The organism is Methylobacterium sp. yr668, from assembly GCF_900116245.1.
In the GTDB taxonomy this organism is placed as follows: Bacteria; Pseudomonadota; Alphaproteobacteria; order Rhizobiales; family Beijerinckiaceae; genus Methylobacterium.
In genome coordinates this window covers 19,984-42,767 of record NZ_FOZY01000014.1, presented here as the reverse complement: position 1 = coordinate 42,767, position 22,784 = coordinate 19,984, and the positions used below count along the sequence as shown (strand labels likewise).

Genomic DNA, 22,784 nt, shown 5'->3' with positions numbered 1-22,784 from the left:
TCGGGCGGGACCAGAGGATGGGGTGACGCGTGCGGCGAGGGGCTGAGCAGACCGAAGGGCACGGCACGGCCGGCTCGACGTCCGGGACGGCCTGATGGCGCAGCTGTTCACCCCCGGCGCCGACGCGCTCTACCGCCTCGCGCTGATGACCGGCGTGGCCTGCCTAGTGGGCGTCCCGGTCCTGGCGGCCGGGATCGTGCGCTCGAACTACGTCACGGGCGTCGGGATCGCGCCGGCCCAGCCGCTGCCGTTCAGCCACAAGCACCATTCCGGCGAGCTCGGCATCCAGTGCCGCTACTGCCACACCACGGTCGACCGGGAGGCCACCGCCGGCATCCCGCCGACGCACACCTGCATGACCTGCCACTCGCAGATCTGGACCGGCTCCGAGATGCTCAAGCCGGTGCGCGACAGCTACGCGCAGGACAAGCCACTGGAATGGAAGCGGCTGAACAAGCTGCCGCAATACGTCTACTACAACCACTCCGTCCACGTGACGAAGGGGATCGGCTGCTCGACCTGCCACGGCGACGTCACGTCGATGCAGATGACCTACCGGGCCAACGCCTTCGAGATGCAGTTCTGCCTCGATTGCCACCGGGCCCCGGAGAAGTACGTCCGCACGCCGGATCAGGTCTGGAACATGTCCTGGAAGCCGCCGGCCGACCAGGCGAGTCTGGGCCCCAAGCTCGTGGCCCAGTACCACATCCGCGGCGGGGAGCGGCTGACCGAATGCGGGATCTGCCACCGATGACCGGCGCCCCCGACATCGCGGCCCTGCGCGAAAAACTCGCCGGCGGCGACGGACCGCGCTTCTGGCGCAGCCTCGACGCCGTGGCCGACAGCCCCGAGTTCCGCGCCTATCTGGCGGCCGAGTTCCCGTCGGCGTCCCGGCTCGCCGCCGCCCCGGAGCGGCGCGGCTTCCTGAAGCTCATGGCCGCCTCCTTCGCGCTGGGCGGCCTCACCGCCTGCGGTGGGGGCAACGGCCGCGACTACGAGGTGCCCTACGTCAACCAGCCCGAGCGGATCGTGCCCGGCACGGACCTGTCCTACGCCTCCTCGGCGGTGTTCGACGGCTTCGGCAACGGCATCCTGGTCACCACCCGCAACGGCCGCCCCCTGAAGATCGAGGGCAACCCCGAGCATCCCTGGAGCCGCGGCGGCACCGACGTGCTGGCCCAGGCCTCGGTCCTCGGGCTCTACGACCCGTTCCGCTCCCAGGCGGTGCAGCATCTCGGCCGGCCGAGCTCCTGGCCGGCGTTCCGGGCGGATCTCCAGGCGCGGATGCCGGGCTGGCGCGAGAGCCGGGGCGAGGGTCTCGCCCTGCTCACCGGCCCGGTGACGTCGCCCGGCGTGGCGGCCCAGATCGCGCGGCTGCGGGCTGCCTACCCGGCTCTGCGCTGGTACACCGGCGCCGGGGCCGGCCGCGGCGGGATCTACGAGGGCGCCCGCCAGGCCTACGGCCGGCCGCTGGAGACCATCCCGGATTTCGGCCGCGCCCGCACCATCGTGGCGCTGGACGGCGATTTCCTGGACCTCGGGCCGGGCCAGGTCGGCCTGGCGCGGCGCTGGAGCGAGGCGCGGCGCGCGGCCTACGCGGAGGGGCGCCTCCTCACCCTCCACGCGGCGGCGCCGACGCCGACGCTGACCAGCGCCAAGGCGGATTACGGTCTCGCGGTCCCGGCCGGCCGGCTGGAGGACCTCGCCCGGGACCTCCTCGCCCTGGCCGCGGGCGGCGCGGCGCCGATGGGCGACGACCCCGTCGCGCGCTGGACGCGGGGCGCCGGCACGGCGCTCACCGAGGCCCGGGGAAGCGGCATCGTCACCGCCGGCCTGACCGCGAGCCCGGAACTGCACGCGCTGGTCCACCGCCTCAACGGCGTCCTCGGCAACACCGGGGCGACCCTGGTCCACACGGCGCCCGCGGAGGAGACGGGCGCCGGGACCCTGGCAGAGCTCGCGGAGGCCATGGATCAGGGTGCCGTCAAGGCGCTCGTCGTGCTCGGCGCCAACCCGGTCTACGAGGCGCCGGGCGCCCTCGACTTTGCCGCCCGGATGGCGCGCGTCCCGCTCAAGATCCACGCGGGACTCTACTACGACGAGACCGGCGCGCACGCCGACTGGCACCTGCCCGCCGCCCACCCGCTGGAATCCTGGGGCGACATCCGGTCCCTCGACGGGACCGTGGGGCTGATCCAGCCGACCGTCGCGCCCCTCTACAACGGTCGGACGCCCTCGGAGATGCTGGCCTTCCTGGCCGGCGGCGAGGGCGGGGAGAGCGGCCAGGACGCCCTCGACCTCCTCAAGGCGGGCGCGCGCAGCGCCGGCGAGGACGACGCGGCCTTCGAGGCCCGCTTCACCGAGGCCCTGCGCCTCGGCTTCTGGGCGGGCAGCGCGCGCCCGGCCGAGACCGTCGCGCTGACGCAGGCGGCGGCCCCCGCGGCCGCCCCATCCTCCGCGTCCGCCGGCGAGGTCGAAGTGCTGTTCCGGCCCGATCCGACGATCTGGGACGGCACCCACGCCGACCTCGCGTGGCTGCAGGAACTCCCGAAGCCGCTGACCAAGGTGGTCTGGGAGAACGTGGTCGCGGTGAGCCCGCGCCTCGCCGAGCGCTCGGGGATCGCGACCGGCGACATCCTGCGGGTCGAGGCCGGCGGCCGCGCGGTCGAGGGGCCGGCCTGGATCCTGCCCGGCCAGGCCGACGACACCGTCACCCTCACCCTGGGCTACGGCCGCGACGTGCCGGACCACCTCGCCCGCGGCCTCGGCTACGATTCCGCGCCCCTGCGCCCGGCCGGTTCGACCTGGCGCCTCGTCGGCGCACGGCTGACGAAGACCGGCCGCGTGCGCAAGCCGGTGACCACCCAGCACCTCGGCACGATGGAGGGGCAGGACCTCGTGCGCGTCCAGGCGCTCGGCGCCGCGCCCGCGGGCGACCCGAAGGGTGCGCCGACCCCCGCCTCGTTCTACCCGCCCCCGGAGAGCCAGGACCGCTGGGTCGCCGCGCAGTGGGGCATGGCCATCGACCTCGACGCCTGCATCGGCTGCAACGCCTGCGTCACCGCCTGCCAGGCGGAGAACAACATCCCCGTCGTCGGGCGCGAGGAGGTCGCGCTCGGCCGCTGGATGGGCTGGCTGCGGGTCGACCGCTACTACGCGGGCGGCCTCGACGCCCCGACCACGCATTTCCAGCCGGTGCCCTGCATGCATTGCGAGCAGGCGCCCTGCGAGCTCGGCTGCCCCGTCGAGGCGACGCTCCACGACAGCGAGGGCCTGAACCTGCAGGTCTACAACCGCTGCGTCGGCACCCGGACCTGCCAGAGCTACTGCCCCTACAAGGTCCGGCGCTTCAACTACCGCGACTATACCGGCGGCACGACCCCGGTGGAGCAGCAGCAGCGCAACTCCGAGGTCACGGTCCGGTCCCGCGGCGTGATGGAGAAGTGCACATACTGCATCCAGCGGATCACGGCGGCGCGGATCACCTCGGCCAAGGACGCCCACGCGCCGATCCCCGACGGCAGCGTCGAGACCGCCTGCCAGGGCGCCTGCCCGACCCGGGCGATCACCTTCGGCAACGTTGCCGACCCGGGGAGCCAGGTCTCGGCCGCCCGCCGGGACACGCGGGAATACGCGCTCCTCGGGCATCTCAACACGCGGCCGCGCACCACTTACCTCGCCGGGCTCGCCCCGGCCGCCGATCCCAACGGACGGGAGGGCTGAGCATGTCCGGCGCCCTGATCCGGCCCGACGCGACCCTCGAGGACATCGGCGGCGCGGTCGCGGAGATCCCGCTGACGCATCCCGGTAACCGCCGCTGGTGGATCGCCTTCGCGGGGGCGGCCTCGCTCCTCGGCCTGTTCGTCCTCACCCTCGGCTACCTGCTCTACGCCGGCCCCGGCATCTGGGCGAACAACAACGCCGTCGTCTGGGCGCTGGACATCGCGAGCTACGACTGGTGGATCGGCGTCGCCTCCGGCAGCCTGCTGGTCTCGGCGATCCTGCTCCTGCTCGGCGCGGAGTGGCGCGGGGCGGTGAACCGAGTCGCCGAGACCCTGGCGCTGCTCGCCACCGCGGCCGCCGGCCTCTACCCGATCATCCATCTCGGGCGGCCCTGGTTCTTCTTCTGGAACCTGCCCTACCCCAACACCTACGATCTCTGGCCGCAGTTCCGCTCGCCGCTCCTGTGGGACGCGATCGACATCGTGTCGTTCCTGGTGATCTGCGTCAGCCTCTGGTTCATCGGCCTGCTGCCGGACCTCGCGACGCTGCGCGACCGGGCCCACGTCGAGGCGCTCCGCCAGTTCGACGCGAAGGCGCCGACCCGCAAGCTCGCCCTCCTGCGCGCGCAGGTCTACGGCATCCTCGCCTCGGGCTGGCGCGGCTCGGCGGCCCACTGGCAGATCTGGGTCCAGGCCTACCGGACGGTGGCGCTCCTCGGCGTGCTGCTGGTGGTCTCGGTCCAGACCGGGGCCTCGGTCATGCTGGCGGGCTCGCTGATGCCCGGCTGGCACAGCACGCTGCTGCCGGTGAGCTTCCTGGTCAACGCGGTCTATTCGGGCGTCGGCGTCACGGCGGTGACCGTGATGCTGATCCGCCTCGTCTACGGCCTCGACGCCTTGGTGACGGACCGCCATCTCGACGTGCTCGGGCGGCTGCTGCTCTGCCTCGGCTGCGCCAGCGCCTACTGCTACGCGGCCGAGTACTTCGACACCTTCCTCAACGGCGACGCCGAGGGGCGCGGCGTCCTGGTCCGGCGCATGACCGGCGACCACGCCCTGGTGTCCTGGACGGCGGTCCTGTGCCTCGTCCTGCCCGCGCAGATCCTGTGGTCCGCCCGCGCCCGCACGGCGCCGCCGGCGATCGCGGCGGTGGGGCTCCTCGTGGCGATCGGTGCCTACGCCGACCACGTCATGGTCCTGGTCGTCACCCTGACGCAGGACTTCCTGCCCTCCTCGAGGCTGCCCTACACGACCGACATCTGGGGCATTGCCACCTTCGCGGGCTCGATCGGGCTCTTCCTGACCCTGCTGCTCCTGTTCCTGCGCTACCTGCCGGCCGTCTCGATCGTCGAGAGCCGCCGCCTCGCCCTGACGGCGTCGCCGGCCGCGCAGGAGGCCGCCCGCGCGGCCGCGTCCGGGGCCACGGGTCGCCCCGAGGAGAACCCGGTCACCGCGCCCCTGTGGGGCGTGTCCGCGACCTTCGCGAGCCAGGGCGACCTCGCCGCCGCCCTCCAGGCGGTGTCCGGGATCGGCCCGGACCACGTCCATCTCGACGGGCACGGACCGGTGCCGATGCCCCGCACCCTGCGGCCCCTGGGCCTGGAGGGGCGCTCGATCCTGCCCTACGCCCTGGCGGGCGCCCTGCTCGGCGGCTTCGGCTTCTTCGCGCTGTGCATCTACGCCACGGCCTACGACTACGTGTTCCTGATCGGCGGCCGCCCGCGCCTGTCCTGGCCGTCCTTCGTGGTCCCGAGCGTCTCCTTCGCGATGATGGCCGGCTGCGTGGCGATCCACCTCGCGCTCCTCGTGCTCAACCGCCTGCCGCGCCTGAACCATCCGGCCTTCAACATCCCGGGCTTCCTGCGCGCCTCGGAGGACCGGTTCTTCCTCTCCGCGGAGGCGCGGGGCGACCGGTTCGACGCGGCGCGGATCGAGCGGCGGCTCGCCTCCCTGCCGGCCGAGGCCGGGCGCCCCCTCGAGATCCGGCGGATCCCGCGATGAGGCGCGCCGTCCGCCGCACCGCCCGCCGCGCCGGGCCACGCGCCCTCCTCGCCTGCCTGGCCCTCGCGCCGCTCGCCGCCTGCGGCGAGGCCGACATGGCCGATCAGGCCCGGGCCAAGACCAAGACCTGGGACAAGAATCCGTTCTTCCCCCGCGAGATCACGATGCGCCAGCCGGTGGCCGGCACCGTGCCGCGGATCGATCCGGCCCGCGCGGCGCCGCAGCCGCAGGCGATCAGCCGGGCGCTGCTCGACCAGGGCCGCGAGCGCTACGGCGTGTTCTGCACCCCCTGCCACGGGCAGGACGGCCGCGGCGCCGGGATGATCGTGGCCCGGGGCTTCCCGTCCGCCGGCGACCTCACCGCCGGGCCGGTGCGCGCGGCCTCCGCGTCCGACCTCTACGACGCCATCTCGAACGGCCGGAAGGCGATGTTCGGCATGGCCCAGATGATCCCCTCCGCCGACCGCTGGGCGATCGTCGCCTACGTCCGCGCCCTCCAGCTCAGCCAGGACGCCCCGGTGGCGAGCCTGCCCGAGGCGGATCGCGCGCGGCTGGAGGCGGCGCGGTGAGGCGCCCCGCCCTTCTCGGCCTCGCCGGCCTCGTCCTCCTGGCCGTCTGCCTGATCGCGGGCGGCTGGCGCGGAGCCGCGGCCTCGTATCTCGCGGCGTGGCTGGTCCTCCTCGCCCTGCCGGTCGGCGCCCTGCCGGTGGTCATCGTGGCCGAGCGCTTCGGCAAGCGGGTCCGCGAGCGCGGCGGCATCGAGATGCTGGCGGGCCTGCGCCGGCTGACGGCGCTGATGCCGGTCGCGGCCGTGCTGGCGCTGCCGCTGCTGGCCGCCGCGCCCCTGCTCTATCCGTGGGTGAGCGCCCCGGCGCGCACGCCGCTGGCCGCCCTGTGGTTCACGGTGCCGTTCTTCGCGGTCCGGGTCATCGCCTACCTCGCGGCCTGGACCTGGCTGGCGCTGCGCTTCGCCAGACCGTTCGACGCGCCCGGCGAGGGGCGGACCGTGCCGGCGGTGGGGCTGCACGCGGTCATCGGCACGCTGTTCGTCACCGACGTCGTCGCCTCCCTGGATCCGCGGCTCGACTCCACCCTCCTGGGTCTCCTGGTGATGACGGCGTGGAGCGGCCTCGCCTTCGCGGCGGCGATCCTGCTGGCCTGGGAGGAGCCGGAGCCCGTGGGGCGCGGCCGCACGGCCCCCGGCCGGGGCCGGCTCGTCCCCCTCGTCGTGCTGCTCGGCCTCTGGGCCTACATGCACTTCGTGCAGTTCCTGATCGTCTGGTCGGCCAACCTGCCGCCCGAGGTGGCGTGGTACCTCGCCCGCGGCGGCTGGGTCGGGCGGGCGCTGGCGATCGTGGCCGGCGCGGTCGTGGTCCTGGCCGGGCTCGCGACCCTGCGGCCGGGCCGCCCGACCACCCGGATCCTGGCCGGCGCGGCGCTCGCCGTCCACGCCCTGGAGATGTTCTGGCTGGTCACCCCGGCGGTGCGCGACCGCTTCGTCCTCCGGCCGAGCGACGTGCTGGCCGCCGGCGCCGTGGCCTGCCTCGCGGCCGCTTTGCGCCCGCTGATGCGTCCGCGCGCCGACCGCGCGGCCGCGACCGCCCGCCGCGCCGGGAGGCCGGCATGAGCGCGGACGGACCCACCGGCCTGATCCCGGCGATCCTCGCGGGGCTGACCCTGCGCGGCAGCGGCCTCCTGAACGGGCGGCCGCCGCGCCCGGCGGCCAACACCCAGCGCCATCCCGACGATCCCGGGCACGAGACGCGCGACGTCAACGTCCGCAACACCGTGCTGGTGATGGCGGGCCTCGCGCTCGCGGCGCTGGCGGTCGTCGGCGCGATGGTCTGGCTGATGGGCACCTTCGCGGCGAGCCAGCGCCGGGCGCTGCCCGCCCTGACGCCGCAGCAGACGACGCGGCTGGCGCCGCCGCCGCCGAACCTGCAGGCCGACCCCTACGCCGACCTGGACCGCGAGCGGGCCGAGGCCGCGGCGCGCCTCTCCGGCTACGGCTACCGGGACGAGGCCCACACTCGCGCCCGCATCCCGATCGGGCGCGCGATGGACCTGACCGTCGGCCGCTCCCTCGAACCGTCGGAGCCCGCCGCGCGATGACGCCGAGCCACGAATCCCTCCAGCTCTGGCCCGCCGCGGTCTCCGCCACCGCGACCGAGACCGACCTGCTGATCCTGGCCTTCACGGTGCTGACGCTGCTGCTGACCGTGCCGGTCTTCGTGGCGATCACCTACTTCGCCCTGCGCTACCGCGAGGGCTCCGAGGCGGACCGGAGCCCCTCGGGCATCCGGTCGAACCTCATCGAGATCAGCTGGATGCTGATTCCGTTCCTGCTGACGCTGATCTTCTTCGTCTGGGGTGCCCGACTGTTCGTCGAGTCGAAGAACCCGCCCCCCGACGCCATGGTGGTCGAGGTGATCGGCCGGCAGTGGATGTGGAAGTTCCAGCACCCGACGGGCCAGTCCGAGATCAACAACCTGCACCTGCCGATCGGCCAGCCGATCCGGCTGCATATCATCAGCCAGGACGTGATCCACGCCCTCTACCTGCCGGCCGTGCGGATGCAGGTGGCGGCCCTGCCCGACCGCTACACCGACCTGTGGTTCAAGGCCGAGAAGACCGGCACCTACCATCTCTACTGCTCGGAATATTGCGGCACCGACCATTCCGTGATGGGCGGCGAGGTCACCTTCATGAATCCCGGCGACTACCAGGACTGGCTGACCCACGCCGGCGCGCAGCAGGGCAAGGTCGCGGCGGGCCGGGCGCTCTACGAGGCCTATGGCTGCGCCGGCTGCCACGACCCCGGTTCGTCCGTGAAGGCGCCGAGCCTCGCGGGCCTCTACGGCAGCCAAGTCAAGCTCGCGGACGGGCGCACCGTCACCGCCGACGACGCGTGGCTGCGCGAGAAGATCCTGAACCCGAACGGTGACCGGCTCGCCGGCGGTGGCAAGCAGGTGATGCCGAGCTTCGCCGGCCGGATCCCGGCGGACGAGCTCGGCACGCTGATCGATTTCCTGAAATCCTACGCGGGTCCGGCCTCCGGCAAGGCCGCGGACGCGACGCTGCCGGGAGCGACACGATGAGCGCATCGGGCAGCGTCGGCGGCACCGCCCGCCGGGAACCCCACGCCCCCGAATCCACGATCGGGCGAAAATCCGACTACCTGCACGCGGAATCGACCCTGCGCTCGTGGTTCCTCACCACCGATCACAAGCGCATCGCGATCCTCTACCTCGCCTCGATCACCGGCTTCTTCGTGATCGGCGCCCTGGCGGCGGGCGTGGTGCGCCTCGCGCTGATCGTGCCGAACGGCGCGATCATGACCAACGACACCTACAACAAGGCCTTCACCATCCACGGGGTGGTGATGGTCTGGTTCTTCCTGATCCCGTCGATCCCCGCGACCTTCGGCAACTTCCTGATCCCCTTGATGATCGGGGCCAGGGACCTCGCCTTCCCGAAGCTCAATTTGACGAGCTGGTACGTGTTCATGGCTGGTGCCCTGTTCACCCTGGTCTCGGTGGTGCTGGGCGGGGTCGATACCGGCTGGACCTTCTACGCTCCGCTCTCCACCGCCTTCTCGAACACCTGGGTGCTGCCGGCGTTGATCGGCGTCACGATCGTGGGCTTCTCGTCGATCCTGACCGGGCTCAACTTCGTGGTCACGATCCACACCATGCGGGCGCCCGGCATGACGTGGTTCAAGCTGCCGATCTTCGTCTGGGCGCACTACGCCACGAGCCTGATCTTCCTGCTGGCGACGCCCGTGATCACCACCGCGCTGATCCTGCTGATCGCGGAGCGCGCCTTCCATATCGGCGTGTTCGATCCGGCCTATGGCGGCGACCCGGTGCTGTTCCAGCACCTGTTCTGGTTCTACTCGCACCCGGCCGTGTACATCATGGTCCTGCCCGGCATGGGGGTGATCTCCGAGATCGTCCCGGCCTTCGCGCAGAAGAAGCTGTTCGGCTACCGCTTCGTCGCCTACGCGTCGATCGGGCTGGCCTCGGTGACCTTCTTCGTCTGGGGTCACCACATGTTCGTCAACGGCCAGAGCGACCTGGCCTCGCTGGTATTCTCCGCCCTGTCCTTCGCGGTGGCGGTGCCCTCGGCCGTGAAGGTCTACAACTGGACCGCGACGATCCATAAGGGGGCGCTGCGCCTCGACACGCCGATGCTCTACGCGATGGGCTATATCGGCCTGTTCGTGCTCGGCGGGCTCACCGGGCTCTACCTCGCGACGCTCGCCATCAACCAGCACATCCACGCGACCTACTTCGTGGTCGCGCACTTCCACTACATCATGGTCGGCGGCACGGTGCTGGCCTTCCTCGGCGGCCTGCACTTCTGGTGGCCGAAATTCACCGGCCGCATGTACAGCGAGCCCTGGGGGCGGGTCTCGGCGCTGCTGATCTTCCTCGGCTTCAACGTGACCTTCTTCCCGCAGTTCATCCTCGGCTATCTGGGGATGCCGCGGCGCTACGCGACCTACCCGGCCGAGTTCCAGCTCCTGAACGTCCTGTCCTCGGCCGGCGCCACGATCCTGGCGGCGGGCTACCTCTTCCCGATGCTCTACCTCGTCTACTCCCTCTGGTTCGGGCGGAAGGCGCCCGCCAACCCGTGGAACGCGAAGGGGCTCGAGTGGGAGACGTCGTCCCCGCCGCCGACGCACAATTTCCTGTCCCCGCCGGAGGTGCCGCGCATCCCCTACGATTACCCGATCCAGGCCCAGGAAGCCCGGGACCAGCACGGATGAGCGAGCCCCTCGCCGACGGCGTCGGGGTCGCCCGCGCCCACCATTTCGAGAGCGTGGCGCAGCAGCGCGAAGCGGCGACGCTCGGCATCTGGGCGTGGCTGATCACCGAGCTCCTGCTGTTCGCGGCCCTGTTCCTGGTGGCGCTGATCACCCGGATCCAGCACCCCGAGGCGACGGTCGCGGCGGCCAAGCACCTGAAGTTCTGGATCGGGGCCACCAACACCGTGGTGCTGATCTGCTCCAGCCTGACCATGTCGATGGCGATCGAGTTCTCGCGCATGGGCTGGCAGCGCGCCATGGTCCGGGCGATGCTGGCGACCGCGGCTTTGGGCGGCCTGTTCCTCGTGCTCAAGGGCTACGAGTACTACGCCGACTGGGCCGAGCACATGATGCCGTTCCTCAGCGACAGGCCCTTCGCCCTCGCCGAGACGCCGGCGGCGCGGCTGTTCGTGAACCTCTACTACGTCGCCACGCTGCTCCACGCGCTGCACCTGTTCACCGGCATCGCGCTCCTGCTCGGCATGACGTGGATGGCCGCCAGGGCCGGGTTCCTCGCCCGGCACCAGAACTGGATCGAGGTCTACGGCCTGTACTGGCACTTCATCGATCTGGTCTGGATCCTCGCCTTCCCGATCCTCTACGTGGTGAACCGGTAGGATGCGGAACCCCCTCGCGACCCTGAGCGCCGACGACCGCGCCCTGCTCCGGAAGCGCCTGCGCACGCCCGTCCTCACCTTCCTGGCGCTGCTCGCCCTGCTCGCCGTCAACGTGACGCTGGGCGCCACCCTCCCCTTCGCGCAGGTCTGGATCGTGGAGCTCGCGGTCGTCGCCGTGATGGTGGCGCTGATCCTCCTCGTCTCCATGGAGGTGATCCACGAGCCGCCGCTGATCCGGCTGTTCTCGGGGCTCGGCTTCTTCTGGGTCGCCATCATGGTCGGCATGACGCTGACCGACTATCTCGCCCGCTGACCCGCGCGAAAGCCGTTGTCGGGACGGCCGAACGCTCCTAAACGGGGCCGCTTCCCCGCATGGCCCGGCTGAAAGACGATGTGCGAACTGCTCGGCATGAGCGCCAACGTGCCGACCGACATCCGCTTCTCCTTCGCGGGCCTCGCCCGGCGCGGCGGCGAGACCGGGCCGCACGCCGACGGCTGGGGTATCAGCTTCTACGACGGCCGCACCTGCCGCAGCTTCCACGAGCCGGAGCCCAGCGCCCGCTCGCAGCTCGCCCGGCTCCTGCGCGACATGCCGATCAAGAGCCGGATCGTGGTCGCCCATGTCCGCAAGGCCAATCGCGGCCGGGTCAGCCTGGAGAACACCCACCCGTTCTCCCGGGAATTGTGGGGCCGCCGCTGGACCTTCGCGCATAACGGTCAGCTCAAGGGCGTGAAGCGGCTGCCGCTGGGCGGCTTCATGCCGATCGGCTCCACCGACAGCGAGCACGCCTTCTGCTGGATGCTCGGCCGGCTCCAGGCCCGGTTCCGCGCGCTGCCCCGCCCCGAGACCCTCGACCGGGCGGTGGCCGACCTCGCGGGCGAGCTGCACGCGCTCGGCGTGTTCAACATGCTGCTCACCGACAGCCGCACCCTCTACGCCCATTGCGGCAAGCGCCTCTGCTATCTCACCCGCTGCGCGCCCTTCGGGAAGGCCACCCTGATCGACGAGGACTGGCAGGTGGATTTCGCCAAGGAGACCACCGAGCACGACGTGGTGACGGTCATCGCCACGCAGGCGCTGACCCGGGACGAGTGCTGGACCGATCTCGCCCGCGGCGACGTCCTGACCCTGCGCGACGGGGCGATCCGGCTGTTGAGACCGGCCAACTTAGCTTAAGTGTGTTTTGCCCGAGGGTGCATGGCCGCGGCCGATGCGCTAGAATCCCGGTAACAGGAGCGCATCGGCCGGACCTCACCACCGGTTCGAGCCGGCAAGCGCTCCGCCTCGACCCGCTCGGGACCACAGGTCGAGCCACGATGAGTTGACGAGCGCGATACGCATGACCCGCGACGACACCGACACCGTCCTGTCCCAGGAGGACGGGACTCGGGATGGCCGCCCGAACCTGGCGCCCGGCATCCGCACGCATCTCGGGGAGCACCTGCGCACGGTCTACGACCGGATCGGCGAGGAGACGCTGCCGTCCCGCTTCGCCGAGCTGATCGAGAAGCTCGAGGCGGCGCTGCGCGCCCGGGGCGAGGCGATCGAGCCGGAATTCCGCAACGGCCTGCTCGCGGCCGTGCCGTCGCTGCGCGCCTTCGCGCTGTCGCTGACCTCGAACCCGGCCCGCTCGGACGACCTCGTCCAGGACACCCTGCTGAAGGGTTGGCAGCACCGCGCCCGGTTCCAGCCGGGGACGAACCTGAACGCGTGGCTGTTCACGATCCTGCGCAACATCTTCTACTCGGACCACCGCAAGCGTGTCCGCGAGGTCGAGGACCAGGACGGGTCCTACGCGGCCCGGCTCGCCACCGCGCCGCACCAGGGCGACAGGCTCGACGTCGAGGACCTGCAGTCGGCGCTCGCCAAGCTGCCGCCGGACCAGCGCGAGGCGCTGGTGCTGGTCGGCGCCGAGGGCGTCTCCTACGAAGAGGCCGCGACGATCATGGGCTGCAAGGTCGGCACCGTGAAGAGCCGCGTCAGCCGCGCCCGCGGCCGCCTCGCGGAGCTCCTGGGCTACGACGAGGAGGATCTCGGCTCCGACCGGTTCATCCAGTCGGCGATGCCCAAGGACGCGTAGGCGCCCGGGCCGCCGCGGGCCGGCGCTCCACAAAAAAAGATGCATCCGATTCCGGGGATCGGGCGTTACCGGCCCGAGCTTCGCTGCGCCCGCGCGGCGAAACACCACGGAACGGAGACGCACCGCATGACCTTCAAGACCCTCATCGCCGCCTCGGCCCTCGCCCTGTCGCTGCCGCTGGCCGCGCAGGCCCAGGGCACCATCCCGGGCGCCGAGCGCGGCGCCGCCGCGGGTGCCGACGCGGCCGGCCCGATCGGCGGCATCGTCGGCGGCGCGGTCGGCGCGGCCACCGGCACGGTGGGCGGCATCCTCGGCGTCGACATGGCCCCGCGCTTCCGGAGCTACGTCCGCGAGCGCAACGTCCGCTCGTACGACTACGACGGCCGCGTCGCCGTCGGCACGACCCTGCCGAACTCGGGCGTGACCTACTACGACGTCCCGAGCGAGTACCGCGTGCAGCCGGGCTACCGCTACACCGTGGTGAACGACCGCCCGGTGCTGGTCGACCGCGGTCACCGCATCGTCGAAGTCATCGACTAAGACCCTGGGCCGGTCTCGTGCCGGCCCGAACGCCCCCGGAGCTTGGCTCCGGGGGCATTCCCGCAGACGCGGCCGCCGGCGCAACGCTTCATCCGTCCGGCCGTTGACGACGGTTCGACCCGTGAGGCGACCATGAGCGACACTCCCACCGATCCGAAATCCACCCTGCCGGAACCGGTGCGCGACCATCTCGGCCAGCAGCTGCGCAGCGTCCTGCCGGTCGGGACCGACAAGCCGCGCTTCCTGGGCGACGACCCGGTGCCCGACGCGTTCGAGCCGCAGATCCGCAGGCTCGAGACCCGCCTGAAGACCCACGAGGAGGGCACCGGCGCCGTCGGGCAGGCCCTCGACCAGATCCTCGACGCCTTCGGGGTGAAGCCGTCGGACGACGACACGCGCGCGGGCTGAGCCGTCAGACGCGCGGCTTCGTCGCCAGCAGGTCGCGGATCTCGGAGAGCAGCTTCACGTCGGCCGGAACCTCGTCGGGCTTCTTGACCTCGGCGTGCTGCAGACGATTCATCGCGCGGATCACCAGGAACAGCACGAAGGCGACGATGGCGAAGTTGAGCGTCAGCGTCAGGAACTGGCCGTAGCCGAGGACGGCGCCCTGCTTCTTCGCGTCCACGTAGGGCAAGCCGGCCTGCACCTTGGACGAGAGCGGGATGTAGTAGTTCGAGAAATCGAGCCCGCCGGTGATCGCGCCGATCACCGGCATGAAGATGTCCTGCACGGCTGAATTGACGATGGCCCCGAAGGCCGCGCCGATGATCACGCCGACCGCGAGATCGACCACGTTCCCGCGCAGCGCGAATTTCTTGAATTCCTCGAGCATCTCCGGAACCCCCTCCACGAACGCTGCCAAGGTAGGGGAGAATCCCGCGGCGGCCAGCGCCCGGTCCGGCTAGACGGCCGGCGGCCGCGCCTCCGCACCGCTCTCGGGCTGCGCATCCGCCCCGGCCGCGGGCCGCTCCCCGGCCGGGAGCGCCGGCTCCGCCTTGAGCCGCCGGCGATACTGGGCGGCGACGACCGGGATGGTCAGCAGGTAGCCGCCGCTCACCGCCACCAGGGCCTCGAACGGGTAGCTGATCAGGATGCCGAAAGCCGCCACGCCGAACAGGAAGATCGGCAGGACGAGGCTGCGCGGTACCCGCTTGCCCATGGTCTTGCCCGAGTAGGTCGGGACCGTGGAGACCACCAAGAGGGCGATGCACAGCACGTAGATCAGGACCGCCGGCGCCGCCCAGGTCTCGATGCCGAAGCCCAGGAAGTGCAGGTAGAGCGGCAGCATCGCGGTGAGCGCCCCCGCCGGCGCCGGCATGCCGACGAAGAAGTCCTTCTTCCATTCCGGCCGGTTCGGGTCGTCCAGCATCGCGTTGAAGCGGGCGAGGCGCAGCGCCATGGCGATGGCGAAGATCAGCGCCACGATCCAGCCGACCGACTTCAGGTGGAACAGCACGAAGCCGTAGAGGATCAGGGCCGGGGCGCAGCCGAAATTCACGAAGTCGGCGAGCGAGTCGAGCTCCGCGCCGAAGCGCGACGTGCCCTTGAGCAGCCGCGCCACCCGCCCGTCGATGCCGTCGAGCACGCCGGCCACCACCACGGCGATGACGGCGGGCTCGAACTTGCCCTCGAAGGCGAGCCGGATCGCCGTCAGCCCGAGGCAGAGCGCCATCAGGGTGATCATGTTGGGCGCGATCATCCGGAACGGCACCGGCTTGAACCGGCGCGGCCGCGGCTCGTTCGGGTCGGGCGCGAAGGGCGGGAAGAGATCGTCCATGGCCGCCTCAGATCCGCTTGAACAGCCGCTCCGGGCCGCCGCCGAGATCGGCCAGCACCGTCTCGCCGGCCACCGCCTTCTGGCCGAGGCCGACCAGCACGGTCGAGCCGGCCGGCAGGTACACGTCCACCCGCGAGCCGAAGCGGATCAGGCCGAACCGCTCGCCGACGCCGAGCACGTCGCCCGCCGCGACGAAGCCGACGATGCGCCGGGCCACGAGGCCGGCGATCTGCACCACGCCGACCCGCTTCGGCTGGCCGGCATGGGTCGTCTCGATGACCATGCCGTTGCGCTCGTTGTCGTCGCTGGCCTTGTCGAGCTCGGCGTTGAGGAACAGGCCCGGCGTGTAGTGGATCTGGCCGATCCGGCCCGCCACCGGCACCCGGTTCACGTGGCAGTCGAACACGTTCATGAACACGGAGACCCGCAGGGTCGGCACCTGCGGCAGGTCGAGCTCGGGCGGCGGCAGGACGGTGGCGATGAGGTTCACGCGCCCGTCGGCGGGCGAGATCACGAGCCCGTCCGCCACCGGGGTGACGCGCTCCGGATCGCGGAAGAAGTAGCAGACCCAGAGGGTGAGGATCAGGAAGATCCAGCCGAAGAACTGGGAGAAGTAGCCGGCCAGCACCGTCAGCACGATGCCGATCAGGATGAAGGGATAGCCCTCCTTGTGGATCGGCACGAGCGTCCGGCGGATCGTCTCGATCAGGTCGGTCATGGGCTCTTCGGACTCGAGGATGTCGCGGGCGGGCGGACGTGTCGGACGGGCGGATGGCAGTCCGCCGGGCCGCCGTCAACTTTCCAGGGGTCGCGGGTCGCCGCGGGCCTGGGCGCCCGCTCCGGCCGGGGGGCGCTCCTGCGCCGATTCGGGCGCGAAACGCCGAGGCTCGCGGACACGCGTGATCGTCCCCGCGCGCGCGTGGCGCCGGGGGCATGGCCCGGGAGGCGAGCACGAGGGACGCGGGACGCCGCGGGAACCCAGGTGTCGGCCAAGTACGCGCGGGATCCGATCCCCGCGGCGCCCCGCGGCATCGGCCGGGCATGGTCCCCGGCCGGTGCCGTCTGTCTCGTCGCGGCGTCTCCGACGTCCCGGTCCTGCGACTCCCCGTGAGCGGTCTCTGTCGAGGTGCAGGCACGCCGTGCCCGCAACCCCCGGAACCCGCATCGGCGCCGTGGCCTTCCAGCCGTCCCCCGCCTCGTAGTGGGCGGGTCCGCAGGTCGCTCAGGGTCGGCCCAGAGGCGGGTCGGCGCGGGGGCATTTCCTCACCCCGCCGGGCAGAGTGCCGCCCGGTCTCACGCCCGCGTCCGAGGCACGCCCCGCACCGGTCCGCCGCCCGGGGCGATGGCGGCTGAGAGCCACCGACGCGGGCGCCGCCCCGTCCCCGGACCCGGCCGGTCAGCCACCGGGCGGGCCCCCGAAGGACGCCCCGGGATCGCTCCCGGGCCGCCGCGGACAGGTGCGGTCAGGAAGCACAAAATAGGAACATTGTCAAGGGAAACTGAGCCGCGCGCCGCCGACGACGACGCTTCTCCGTCATCGCGAGCGCAGCGAAGCGACCCAGGGTCGCGCAACATCGGCAGGCGGAGCGCCGCTGGCTCGGTTCGCTCCGCTCGCGAGGACGGCGGAATCGATCTCATGACCCGGAAACGATGTGAGAGTCGGGCGCGGGTCCCTCTCCCGTGCGGGAGAGGGATCGCGTCGCGGCGCGGCTGTGCCGACCCGCAGACGCCTGTCTTCCGGACCTTTGCAACACGATCGGGAATGCACCGTCGGCAGGTCCGGGTTCCGGGCTCGCCTGCGGCACCCCACGAAATGATGGGGCCGGGGCGGACCGCCGGCCCGCCTCTAGACAACCCGGTCCGCGTGCCCGGTCAGTCCGCCCGCCGGAGGCGGCTCGCGAAGAAGCCGTCGAGGCCGCCGCGGGCGCCCTCCAACTCCGGCAGGTGGCACGGCAGCGTGCGCAGGTCGCCGCGGTCGTCGATCAGCGCCGCGGCGCCGCCGACCTCCTCGGGCCGGACCGGCACCCGCGCGTAGCGGGGATCGCGGGCCAGGAACGCCGCCACCTGCGCTTCGCCCTCTTCCGGCTCCAGCGAGCAGGTGCAGTAGACGAGGAGGCCGCCCGGCCGCACCAGCCCGGCCGCGTGGTCGAGGAGCTTCGCCTGGAGCGCGGCGAGCCGCCCGATATCGGCCTCGGCCTTCGTCCAGGCCACGTCCGGATGGCGCCGGATCGTCCCGGTGGCCGAGCACGGCGCGTCGAGCAGCACGGCGTCGTGGTCCTGCGGCTCCAGCGCGAGTGCGTCGGCGACCACGACGTCGACGGCGAAGCCGAGCCGCGCGACGTTCTCGCGCAGGCGCTCCAGCCGCGGTGCGGACCGATCGACCGCCGTGACTCGGGCGCCGGTGGCGGCGAGCTGCAGGGTCTTGCCGCCGGGCGCCGCGCAGAGGTCGAGGACGCGGGTGCCGTCCCGCGGCGCCAGGAGCCGGGCCGGCAGCGCCGCGGCGGCGTCCTGGACCCACCACGCTCCCTCCTGGAAGCCCGGCAGCTCGGGAATAGCCGGGCCGTTCTCGGGCAGGCGCAGGGAGCCGGTCGGCAGGGTCACGGCGTCGAGCCGCGCGGCCCAGTCGGCGGGCTCGCCCCGCGGGGTCAGGTCGATGGCGGCCCCCGCGAGGTGGGCGCGAGCGATCGCGGCCGCGCGCTCGGGCCCGTAGGCCGCGACCCAGCGGCGGGCGAGCCAGTCCGGGGTGTTGACCGCCAGGGCGTCGGCGTCCGCGGCCAGGATCGCGTCGCGCTCGCGGGCGACCCGGCGCAGCACCGCGTTGACGAGCCCGGCGAGATGGGCCGTGCGGGTATCCGCCTTGGCGAGCCGCACGGCGAGGTCGACCGCGGCGTGGTCGGGGACCGCGAGGTCGAGGATCTGGGCGGTCGCGGTGGCCAGCAGGGCCGTGAGCTGCGGCTTGGCCGCCGGGAGCCCGCGCTCGAGCCGCGCGGCCAGGGCGGCGCGGATCAGCCCGTAGCGGCGGAAGGTCGCCACCGCGATGGCCCGCGCCAGCCCGGCATCGGCCGGCGCCAGCGCCTCGGCGCGGATCGCCTGGGCGAGGGCGTCGTCTAGGGCGGGGGGGCGCTCCTGGCCGATCAGGGCCGCGACCGCCTGCATCGCCGCGCGGCGCGCCCCCAGTCCCGCAATGTCCGGACCGGTCCCGCCCGGTGCCGCTGCGTTCCGCGTGTTGCGGCCTGTGTCCCGCGATGCCACTTCTGCTCCAGATCCGACGTCTTCCGGACCCACGCCCTCACACCCGAGCGAGCGCGATGCAAGAGCCGACCGCAAGAGACCTGCACCGACAGGACCCGCACCGACAGGACCCGGCCGAGGAGGCCGGAGACGGCGCCGCCCCGCCCCGCATCCTCAGCCCGGCGGCGCAGCGCGCCCTCGCCGAGGCCGCCGAGCGCCGCGCGGCGATCGACGCCCGGGCCGCCGAGATCAGCGTCAAGCCGGAGCGCCAGGGGCGCGGCGGCCTGGAGCCGGTCCGCTACGACGACTGGGAGGTGAAGGGCCTCGCGGTCGACTTCTGAGAGATCCGCCGCGGGGCGCCTACTCGGCCGGGACCGCCAGCGGCGTGCCGGCCTCTTCCTCGGCCCGGGCCTCCGCCACGCCCGCCCCGAAGCGCCGGTACCAGAGCCCGGTCAGGATCGGCACGAGGATCGAGGTGACGATGATGCAGATCGTCACCAGCACGGTGGCGGTCTGCGCCGAGGGGGCGAATTGCGGGGCGACGGCGGCGATCGCCAGCGGGTTGGCGGCCGCCGCCCCGGCGGTGGAGGAGGCGGCCAAGCCGGCCGTGCCGGTCCCGCCCCCGATCGCCCGGTCGGCCAGGATCAGCGGGATGCCGGTCAGGACGATCACCGCGAGCGCCAGCACGATGCCGAGCCCCGCGAGCGGCGAGAGCAGGTTGTTGAGGTCGACCGTGTTCCCCAGCGCGAAGGCGAAGAACGGGATCATCAGCTGGCCGCCGGGCGCGAACAGGGCCCGGAGCTTCGGGTCGAGGTTGCCGAGGGCGAAGCCGACCAGGAAGGGCAGCACCGCGCCCACGAAGATCTGCGGCTCGAAATGCGCCGCCCCGGAGGCGCCGAGGATGATCATGCTCATCAGCGGGCCGGACTCGATCGAGGTCAGGATGAAGGCGCCGGCCTCCTCGCGGCTGCCGTAGGTCTGCATCAGCGAGGCGTAGAGGCCGCCATTGGTCATATCCATCGCGCAGACGATCGCCAGGATCGACAGGCCGGCGAAGAAGCCGGTCTGGATGCCCTCGGGCGGGATGAACAGCCCGGCCACCAGCACGATCGCCCAGGCGGCGACGAGCTTGGTCGCCACCAGCGTCCCGGACTTGCGCAGCACCGTGCCGGTCGCCTTCAGGCTGACCGAGGCGCCCATGCAGAAGAACCAGACCGCCAGGATCGGGATCACGCCGGTCATGATCCCCTGCGTGAAGCCCTTGAAATAGGCCGGGGCGCCCGGCGCGAAGGTCTTGCACAGGGCCCCGAGCAGGAGCGGCACCAGCATCAGGCCGCCGGGAATCCTGTCGATCGCCGCCTTGATCTGCATGGCGCGTCCCTCCCGATCCGGGTCGTCCGCCGACGCGCCGGACCCGGGCGGGATCGCGGACGCCGCGCCGGCCCGCGCCTCTGTCGGGCGCCTCTCGGACCGGTGCGTCATCCTGTCGGGGCGCGGCGCGGGCCGTCAAGCGGCGCGCCGGCGCGGGGCTTGCCGAACGTGTCGCGCTGTCGGGCGCGGAACGTCGGGCGCCGGGCCCCGTTGGCGAGGTTCACCGGAGGGAGGCGACGATGGCGACGACAGTATCGGCCCGGAGCGCGGCCGCGGGCCCGCACGGCGAGATCCACCTCGCCCGCGGCGAGCGGCTCGGCATGCGGATGTGGCGGGCCGAGGAGCCCAACGCCGACAAGCCGATGACCACCTCGGCGCACGAGACGGTCGGCTACGTCATCAGCGGCCGGGCCGAGCTCGTGCTGGAGGGCGAGACCGTGGCGCTCGCGCCGGGCGATTCCTACTGCGTGCCGGCCGGCGCGGCGCACACCTACCGGATCCTGGAGACCTTCACGGCCGTCGAGGCGACCGCCCCGCCGGCCGGGTGAGGCCGGCGGGCCTCAGTGGGTTCAGTGGGTCATGTAGACCTGCGTGCCGACATCGACCCGCGCGTAGAGGTCGACCACGTCCTGATTGTACATCCGGATGCAGCCGTAGGACGCGTAGGTGCCCACCGAGTTCGGCCGGTTGGTGCCGTGGATGGCGTACTCGCCGCCCGCGAGCGTCATCGCCGCCGCCCCCATGGGATTGTGCGGCGAGCCGCCCGCGATGAGGTTCGGCAACCGCGGGTTGTCGCGCTTCACCTCCGCGGGGGGCGACCAGGCGGGGGCGACGTACTTGCCGTCGATCGGCTTGATGCCGAACCACTGCTTGCCGGGACGGCCCACCGCCACGGGATAGCGGATCGCCGTGCCGTCGCCGTTCACCAGGTAGAGCTTGCGCTGCGACACGCTGATCACCACCGAGCCCGGCGCGACGCCGTTGGCGAAGGGGACGATCTCGCGCGCCTGCGCCGCCTGGAAACAACCGGCCAGCATCGCGCCGGCCAAACCGAATAGAGCCGCCACCCGACCCGACATCACCGCGATCCTCGCAAAGCTAGACTAGACGCGGGCAAGTAATCCCCGGCCGAGCTTACCGTTCCGAGAAAAGCTATGGTTGACGCGGGGTCATTCTGCGGATCCGCGGGGCACGGTAAAAGAGCAACCACGAACCAGAGTGTACGGGCCGTTGCCCCGCGGCGGGTCCGCCGCTCCGCGCGCGTCTCAGCGCTCGTGGAGTTCGCTCCCGCGCCGGTCCTCCGACTGCCAGCCGTGGCGCTCCAGTTCCGGGTCGAGATGCTCCTCCACCGGGTAGCCGACGCAGAGATAGGCCACGAGCCGCCACGTCTCCGGCACGGCCAGGATCGCCGTGACCGCCTCCGGCTCCAGGATCGAGACCCAGCCGACGCCGAGGCCGCGGGCCCGGGCGGCGAGCCAGAAACACTGCACCGCCCCCACGACCGAGTAGGCCAGGGTCTCCGGCATGCTGGCCCGGCCGAGGCCGAGGCCGGTCTCGGTGGCCGCGTCGCAGAAGGCGGCCAGATGGACCGGCGCCTCCCGCAGGCCGGCGAGCTTCAGGCCGCGGTACTGCGCGGCCCGATCGGTCGCGTAGCCCGCGGCCGCGGCTTCGTTGCAGCCGGCGAAGTTCTCCGCGACCGCGCGGCGGCGTCCCGGATCCGCGACCCGCACGAAGCGCCAGGGCCGGCTGTTGCCGACCGAGGGGGCCCGGTGGGCCGCCGCGAGGCAGGCGCGCAGGGCGTCCTCGTCGATCGGATCCGTCCGGAAGCGGCGCACGTCGCGGCGCCACGCGAACAGCGCGTCGAGGTCGTGCAGGAAGGCGGCGTCGAAGGCGGGCGGGCCCATGATGCGGCTGGCATAGCCGCAACCCCGGCCCGACGGGAAACGGAAAAAAGGCCGCCCGAGGGGCGGCCTGAAGTCTTGGGTCTCGAAACCTCGGAGTGCCGGATCCTGGGATCCCGAGCGGCGACCGATGGCTGGGGAGCTGGGTGTCGGTCGCCGACCGGGCAGAACCCGGCGAGGTTCGACGCCTGTTGTCGCGCCGCAACGCGGCCTGCAAAAGGCGTGAATCGGGCCAAACCGTGTTTTTTGTCGCTTGGGCGTGTCTCGCGGGACACGGCGTGCGCGACCCTTGCGGGCCGCGGCGGCGAGGCCCATCATCCGGCAAAGCATCGATGCACGGGAGCCGTGATGACCGAGAGGACGAGCGCCGGGTCGAGGCCCGACGAGGCGGCGGGCCATGTCATCCCCTTCCCCGCCCGCGCGGCCCCTCCGCAGATCGCCTTCAACCGGGACGAGCTCCGCACGATCTTCAACCTCTACGGCCGGCAGGTCGCCGCGGGCGAGTGGCGCGACTACGCCCTCGATTTCCGCCGCGACAAGGCGGTGTTCTCGATCTACCGGCGCTCCTCCGAGATGCCGCTCTACCGCATCGAGAAGGATCCCAAGCTCGCCCGGCGCCAGGGGGCCTACGCCGTCGTCGCCGCGAGCGGCCAGATCCTGAAGCGCGGTACCGAGCTCGCCCGGGTGATCGCCGTGCTGGAACCGGCACCGGCGGCGGTCTGACCGCGCCCGC

The 22,784-nt window shown here is 72.3% G+C and carries 24 protein-coding genes; 17 read left to right on the top strand and 7 right to left on the bottom strand.

From position 1 onward, the window contains the following. Positions 1 to 94 precede the first annotated feature (94 nt). The 14 genes from BM419_RS18025 to BM419_RS17960 all read left to right on the top strand — a co-directional run bounded on the left by BM419_RS18025 (position 95) and on the right by BM419_RS17960 (position 14,179). Positions 95 to 754 (top strand): cytochrome c3 family protein, encoded by a 660-nt coding sequence (locus tag BM419_RS18025; protein ID WP_091927241.1) that lies wholly within the window; start codon positions 95 to 97, stop codon positions 752 to 754. Continuing rightward, on the top strand, positions 751 to 3,723 hold the full coding sequence (locus BM419_RS18020; RefSeq protein WP_091927240.1) for a TAT-variant-translocated molybdopterin oxidoreductase: 2,973 nt from the start codon (positions 751 to 753) through the stop codon (positions 3,721 to 3,723). Before BM419_RS18025 ends, BM419_RS18020 begins: the two co-directional genes overlap by 4 nt. Before the next feature lie 2 nt (positions 3,724 to 3,725). Continuing rightward, complete coding sequence (locus BM419_RS18015; RefSeq protein WP_091927239.1) at positions 3,726 to 5,723, top strand: DUF3341 domain-containing protein; 1,998 nt, start codon at positions 3,726 to 3,728, stop codon at positions 5,721 to 5,723. Next, positions 5,720 to 6,292: a c-type cytochrome gene (locus BM419_RS18010; RefSeq protein WP_091927238.1), complete on the top strand. Its 573-nt coding sequence runs from the start codon at positions 5,720 to 5,722 to the stop codon at positions 6,290 to 6,292. Before BM419_RS18015 ends, BM419_RS18010 begins: the two co-directional genes overlap by 4 nt. Beyond that, the gene (locus tag BM419_RS18005) at positions 6,289 to 7,350 is read left to right on the top strand and encodes a hypothetical protein (RefSeq protein ID WP_091927237.1); all 1,062 of its coding nucleotides are present in this window, start codon (positions 6,289 to 6,291) and stop codon (positions 7,348 to 7,350) included. Before BM419_RS18010 ends, BM419_RS18005 begins: the two co-directional genes overlap by 4 nt. Beyond that, positions 7,347 to 7,835: a hypothetical protein gene (locus BM419_RS18000; RefSeq protein WP_091927236.1), complete on the top strand. Its 489-nt coding sequence runs from the start codon at positions 7,347 to 7,349 to the stop codon at positions 7,833 to 7,835. The genes BM419_RS18005 and BM419_RS18000 overlap by 4 nt, the downstream gene beginning before the upstream one ends. Continuing rightward, positions 7,832 to 8,821 carry a cytochrome c oxidase subunit II gene (coxB, locus tag BM419_RS17995; RefSeq protein WP_091927235.1) on the top strand — a complete coding sequence of 330 codons (990 nt, stop codon included), beginning with the start codon at positions 7,832 to 7,834 and terminating at the stop codon, positions 8,819 to 8,821. Before BM419_RS18000 ends, coxB begins: the two co-directional genes overlap by 4 nt. Next, a complete protein-coding gene (locus BM419_RS17990; protein WP_020092377.1) occupies positions 8,818 to 10,494 on the top strand; it encodes a cytochrome c oxidase subunit I in 1,677 nt (558 codons plus the stop codon). The genes coxB and BM419_RS17990 overlap by 4 nt, the downstream gene beginning before the upstream one ends. Further along, a complete protein-coding gene (locus tag BM419_RS17985; RefSeq protein ID WP_056523414.1) occupies positions 10,491 to 11,150 on the top strand; it encodes a cytochrome c oxidase subunit 3 in 660 nt (219 codons plus the stop codon). The genes BM419_RS17990 and BM419_RS17985 overlap by 4 nt, the downstream gene beginning before the upstream one ends. Position 11,151: 1 nt before the next feature. Next, the gene (locus BM419_RS17980; RefSeq protein ID WP_020092375.1) at positions 11,152 to 11,463 is read left to right on the top strand and encodes a hypothetical protein; all 312 of its coding nucleotides are present in this window, start codon (positions 11,152 to 11,154) and stop codon (positions 11,461 to 11,463) included. A 78-nt stretch (positions 11,464 to 11,541) separates the two neighbouring features. After that, positions 11,542 to 12,327 (top strand): class II glutamine amidotransferase, encoded by a 786-nt coding sequence (locus BM419_RS17975; RefSeq protein WP_091927234.1) that lies wholly within the window; start codon positions 11,542 to 11,544, stop codon positions 12,325 to 12,327. A 163-nt stretch (positions 12,328 to 12,490) separates the two neighbouring features. Next, the gene (locus BM419_RS17970) at positions 12,491 to 13,231 is read left to right on the top strand and encodes a NepR family anti-sigma factor (protein ID WP_020092373.1); all 741 of its coding nucleotides are present in this window, start codon (positions 12,491 to 12,493) and stop codon (positions 13,229 to 13,231) included. A gap of 126 nt (positions 13,232 to 13,357) precedes the next feature. After that, complete coding sequence (locus BM419_RS17965; protein ID WP_020092372.1) at positions 13,358 to 13,771, top strand: DUF1236 domain-containing protein; 414 nt, start codon at positions 13,358 to 13,360, stop codon at positions 13,769 to 13,771. Positions 13,772 to 13,903: 132 nt separating this feature from the next. Beyond that, entirely contained in the window at positions 13,904 to 14,179 is a 276-nt protein-coding gene (locus tag BM419_RS17960; RefSeq protein WP_020092371.1) for a hypothetical protein, read from the top strand. Between the two features lie 4 nt (positions 14,180 to 14,183). Here the strand turns inward: BM419_RS17960 and mscL are convergent, their stop codons facing one another. The 4 genes from mscL to BM419_RS17935 all read right to left on the bottom strand — a co-directional run bounded on the left by mscL (position 14,184) and on the right by BM419_RS17935 (position 18,800). Next, positions 14,184 to 14,603 (bottom strand): large conductance mechanosensitive channel protein MscL, encoded by a 420-nt coding sequence (gene mscL / locus BM419_RS17955; RefSeq protein ID WP_020092370.1) that lies wholly within the window; start codon positions 14,601 to 14,603, stop codon positions 14,184 to 14,186. A gap of 69 nt (positions 14,604 to 14,672) precedes the next feature. Continuing rightward, a complete protein-coding gene (locus BM419_RS17950) occupies positions 14,673 to 15,548 on the bottom strand; it encodes a CDP-alcohol phosphatidyltransferase family protein (protein ID WP_020092369.1) in 876 nt (291 codons plus the stop codon). 7 nt (positions 15,549 to 15,555) lie between these two features. Then, positions 15,556 to 16,266, bottom strand: a complete 711-nt coding sequence (locus tag BM419_RS17945; RefSeq protein WP_020092368.1) for a phosphatidylserine decarboxylase — start codon at positions 16,264 to 16,266, stop codon at positions 15,556 to 15,558. A 1,154-nt stretch (positions 16,267 to 17,420) separates the two neighbouring features. Then, complete coding sequence (locus BM419_RS17935; protein WP_175556326.1) at positions 17,421 to 18,800, bottom strand: RsmB/NOP family class I SAM-dependent RNA methyltransferase; 1,380 nt, start codon at positions 18,798 to 18,800, stop codon at positions 17,421 to 17,423. 56 nt (positions 18,801 to 18,856) lie between these two features. Here BM419_RS17935 and BM419_RS32910 point away from each other — a divergent pair, with 56 nt between their 5' ends. After that, the gene (locus tag BM419_RS32910) at positions 18,857 to 19,120 is read left to right on the top strand and encodes a DUF1674 domain-containing protein (RefSeq protein ID WP_244540799.1); all 264 of its coding nucleotides are present in this window, start codon (positions 18,857 to 18,859) and stop codon (positions 19,118 to 19,120) included. A gap of 19 nt (positions 19,121 to 19,139) precedes the next feature. Here BM419_RS32910 and BM419_RS17925 read toward each other — a convergent pair whose 3' ends face one another. Then, positions 19,140 to 20,150, bottom strand: coding sequence for a 2-keto-3-deoxygluconate permease (locus BM419_RS17925; protein WP_091927232.1), 1,011 nt, complete (start codon positions 20,148 to 20,150; stop codon positions 19,140 to 19,142). 239 nt (positions 20,151 to 20,389) lie between these two features. Between BM419_RS17925 and BM419_RS17920 the strand changes: the two genes are divergently transcribed. After that, the gene (locus tag BM419_RS17920; RefSeq protein ID WP_042669659.1) at positions 20,390 to 20,698 is read left to right on the top strand and encodes a cupin domain-containing protein; all 309 of its coding nucleotides are present in this window, start codon (positions 20,390 to 20,392) and stop codon (positions 20,696 to 20,698) included. A gap of 21 nt (positions 20,699 to 20,719) precedes the next feature. Here BM419_RS17920 and BM419_RS17915 read toward each other — a convergent pair whose 3' ends face one another. Beyond that, positions 20,720 to 21,187 (bottom strand): L,D-transpeptidase, encoded by a 468-nt coding sequence (locus tag BM419_RS17915; protein WP_234080996.1) that lies wholly within the window; start codon positions 21,185 to 21,187, stop codon positions 20,720 to 20,722. 228 nt (positions 21,188 to 21,415) lie between these two features. Then, positions 21,416 to 22,054 carry a 5,6-dimethylbenzimidazole synthase gene (gene bluB / locus BM419_RS17910; RefSeq protein WP_175556325.1) on the bottom strand — a complete coding sequence of 213 codons (639 nt, stop codon included), beginning with the start codon at positions 22,052 to 22,054 and terminating at the stop codon, positions 21,416 to 21,418. 345 nt (positions 22,055 to 22,399) lie between these two features. Between bluB and BM419_RS17905 the strand changes: the two genes are divergently transcribed. Continuing rightward, entirely contained in the window at positions 22,400 to 22,774 is a 375-nt protein-coding gene (locus BM419_RS17905; protein WP_020095348.1) for a DUF2794 domain-containing protein, read from the top strand. Positions 22,775 to 22,784: the final 10 nt, after the last annotated feature.

Coding starts and splice junctions, on each gene's coding strand:
- BM419_RS18025 (WP_091927241.1), top strand. CDS start 95: ATGGCGCAGCTGTTCACCCCCGGCGCCGACGCGCTCTACCGCCTCGCG.
- BM419_RS18020 (WP_091927240.1), top strand. CDS start 751: ATGACCGGCGCCCCCGACATCGCGGCCCTGCGCGAAAAACTCGCCGGC.
- BM419_RS18015 (WP_091927239.1), top strand. CDS start 3,726: ATGTCCGGCGCCCTGATCCGGCCCGACGCGACCCTCGAGGACATCGGC.
- BM419_RS18010 (WP_091927238.1), top strand. CDS start 5,720: ATGAGGCGCGCCGTCCGCCGCACCGCCCGCCGCGCCGGGCCACGCGCC.
- BM419_RS18000 (WP_091927236.1), top strand. CDS start 7,347: ATGAGCGCGGACGGACCCACCGGCCTGATCCCGGCGATCCTCGCGGGG.
- coxB (WP_091927235.1), top strand. CDS start 7,832: ATGACGCCGAGCCACGAATCCCTCCAGCTCTGGCCCGCCGCGGTCTCC.
- BM419_RS17990 (WP_020092377.1), top strand. CDS start 8,818: ATGAGCGCATCGGGCAGCGTCGGCGGCACCGCCCGCCGGGAACCCCAC.
- BM419_RS17985 (WP_056523414.1), top strand. CDS start 10,491: ATGAGCGAGCCCCTCGCCGACGGCGTCGGGGTCGCCCGCGCCCACCAT.
- BM419_RS17980 (WP_020092375.1), top strand. CDS start 11,152: ATGCGGAACCCCCTCGCGACCCTGAGCGCCGACGACCGCGCCCTGCTC.
- BM419_RS17975 (WP_091927234.1), top strand. CDS start 11,542: ATGTGCGAACTGCTCGGCATGAGCGCCAACGTGCCGACCGACATCCGC.
- BM419_RS17970 (WP_020092373.1), top strand. CDS start 12,491: ATGACCCGCGACGACACCGACACCGTCCTGTCCCAGGAGGACGGGACT.
- BM419_RS17965 (WP_020092372.1), top strand. CDS start 13,358: ATGACCTTCAAGACCCTCATCGCCGCCTCGGCCCTCGCCCTGTCGCTG.
- BM419_RS17960 (WP_020092371.1), top strand. CDS start 13,904: ATGAGCGACACTCCCACCGATCCGAAATCCACCCTGCCGGAACCGGTG.
- mscL (WP_020092370.1), bottom strand. CDS start 14,603: ATGCTCGAGGAATTCAAGAAATTCGCGCTGCGCGGGAACGTGGTCGAT.
- BM419_RS17950 (WP_020092369.1), bottom strand. CDS start 15,548: ATGGACGATCTCTTCCCGCCCTTCGCGCCCGACCCGAACGAGCCGCGG.
- BM419_RS17945 (WP_020092368.1), bottom strand. CDS start 16,266: ATGACCGACCTGATCGAGACGATCCGCCGGACGCTCGTGCCGATCCAC.
- BM419_RS32910 (WP_244540799.1), top strand. CDS start 18,857: ATGCAAGAGCCGACCGCAAGAGACCTGCACCGACAGGACCCGCACCGA.
- BM419_RS17925 (WP_091927232.1), bottom strand. CDS start 20,150: ATGCAGATCAAGGCGGCGATCGACAGGATTCCCGGCGGCCTGATGCTG.
- BM419_RS17920 (WP_042669659.1), top strand. CDS start 20,390: ATGGCGACGACAGTATCGGCCCGGAGCGCGGCCGCGGGCCCGCACGGC.
- BM419_RS17915 (WP_234080996.1), bottom strand. CDS start 21,187: ATGCTGGCCGGTTGTTTCCAGGCGGCGCAGGCGCGCGAGATCGTCCCC.
- bluB (WP_175556325.1), bottom strand. CDS start 22,054: ATGGGCCCGCCCGCCTTCGACGCCGCCTTCCTGCACGACCTCGACGCG.
- BM419_RS17905 (WP_020095348.1), top strand. CDS start 22,400: ATGACCGAGAGGACGAGCGCCGGGTCGAGGCCCGACGAGGCGGCGGGC.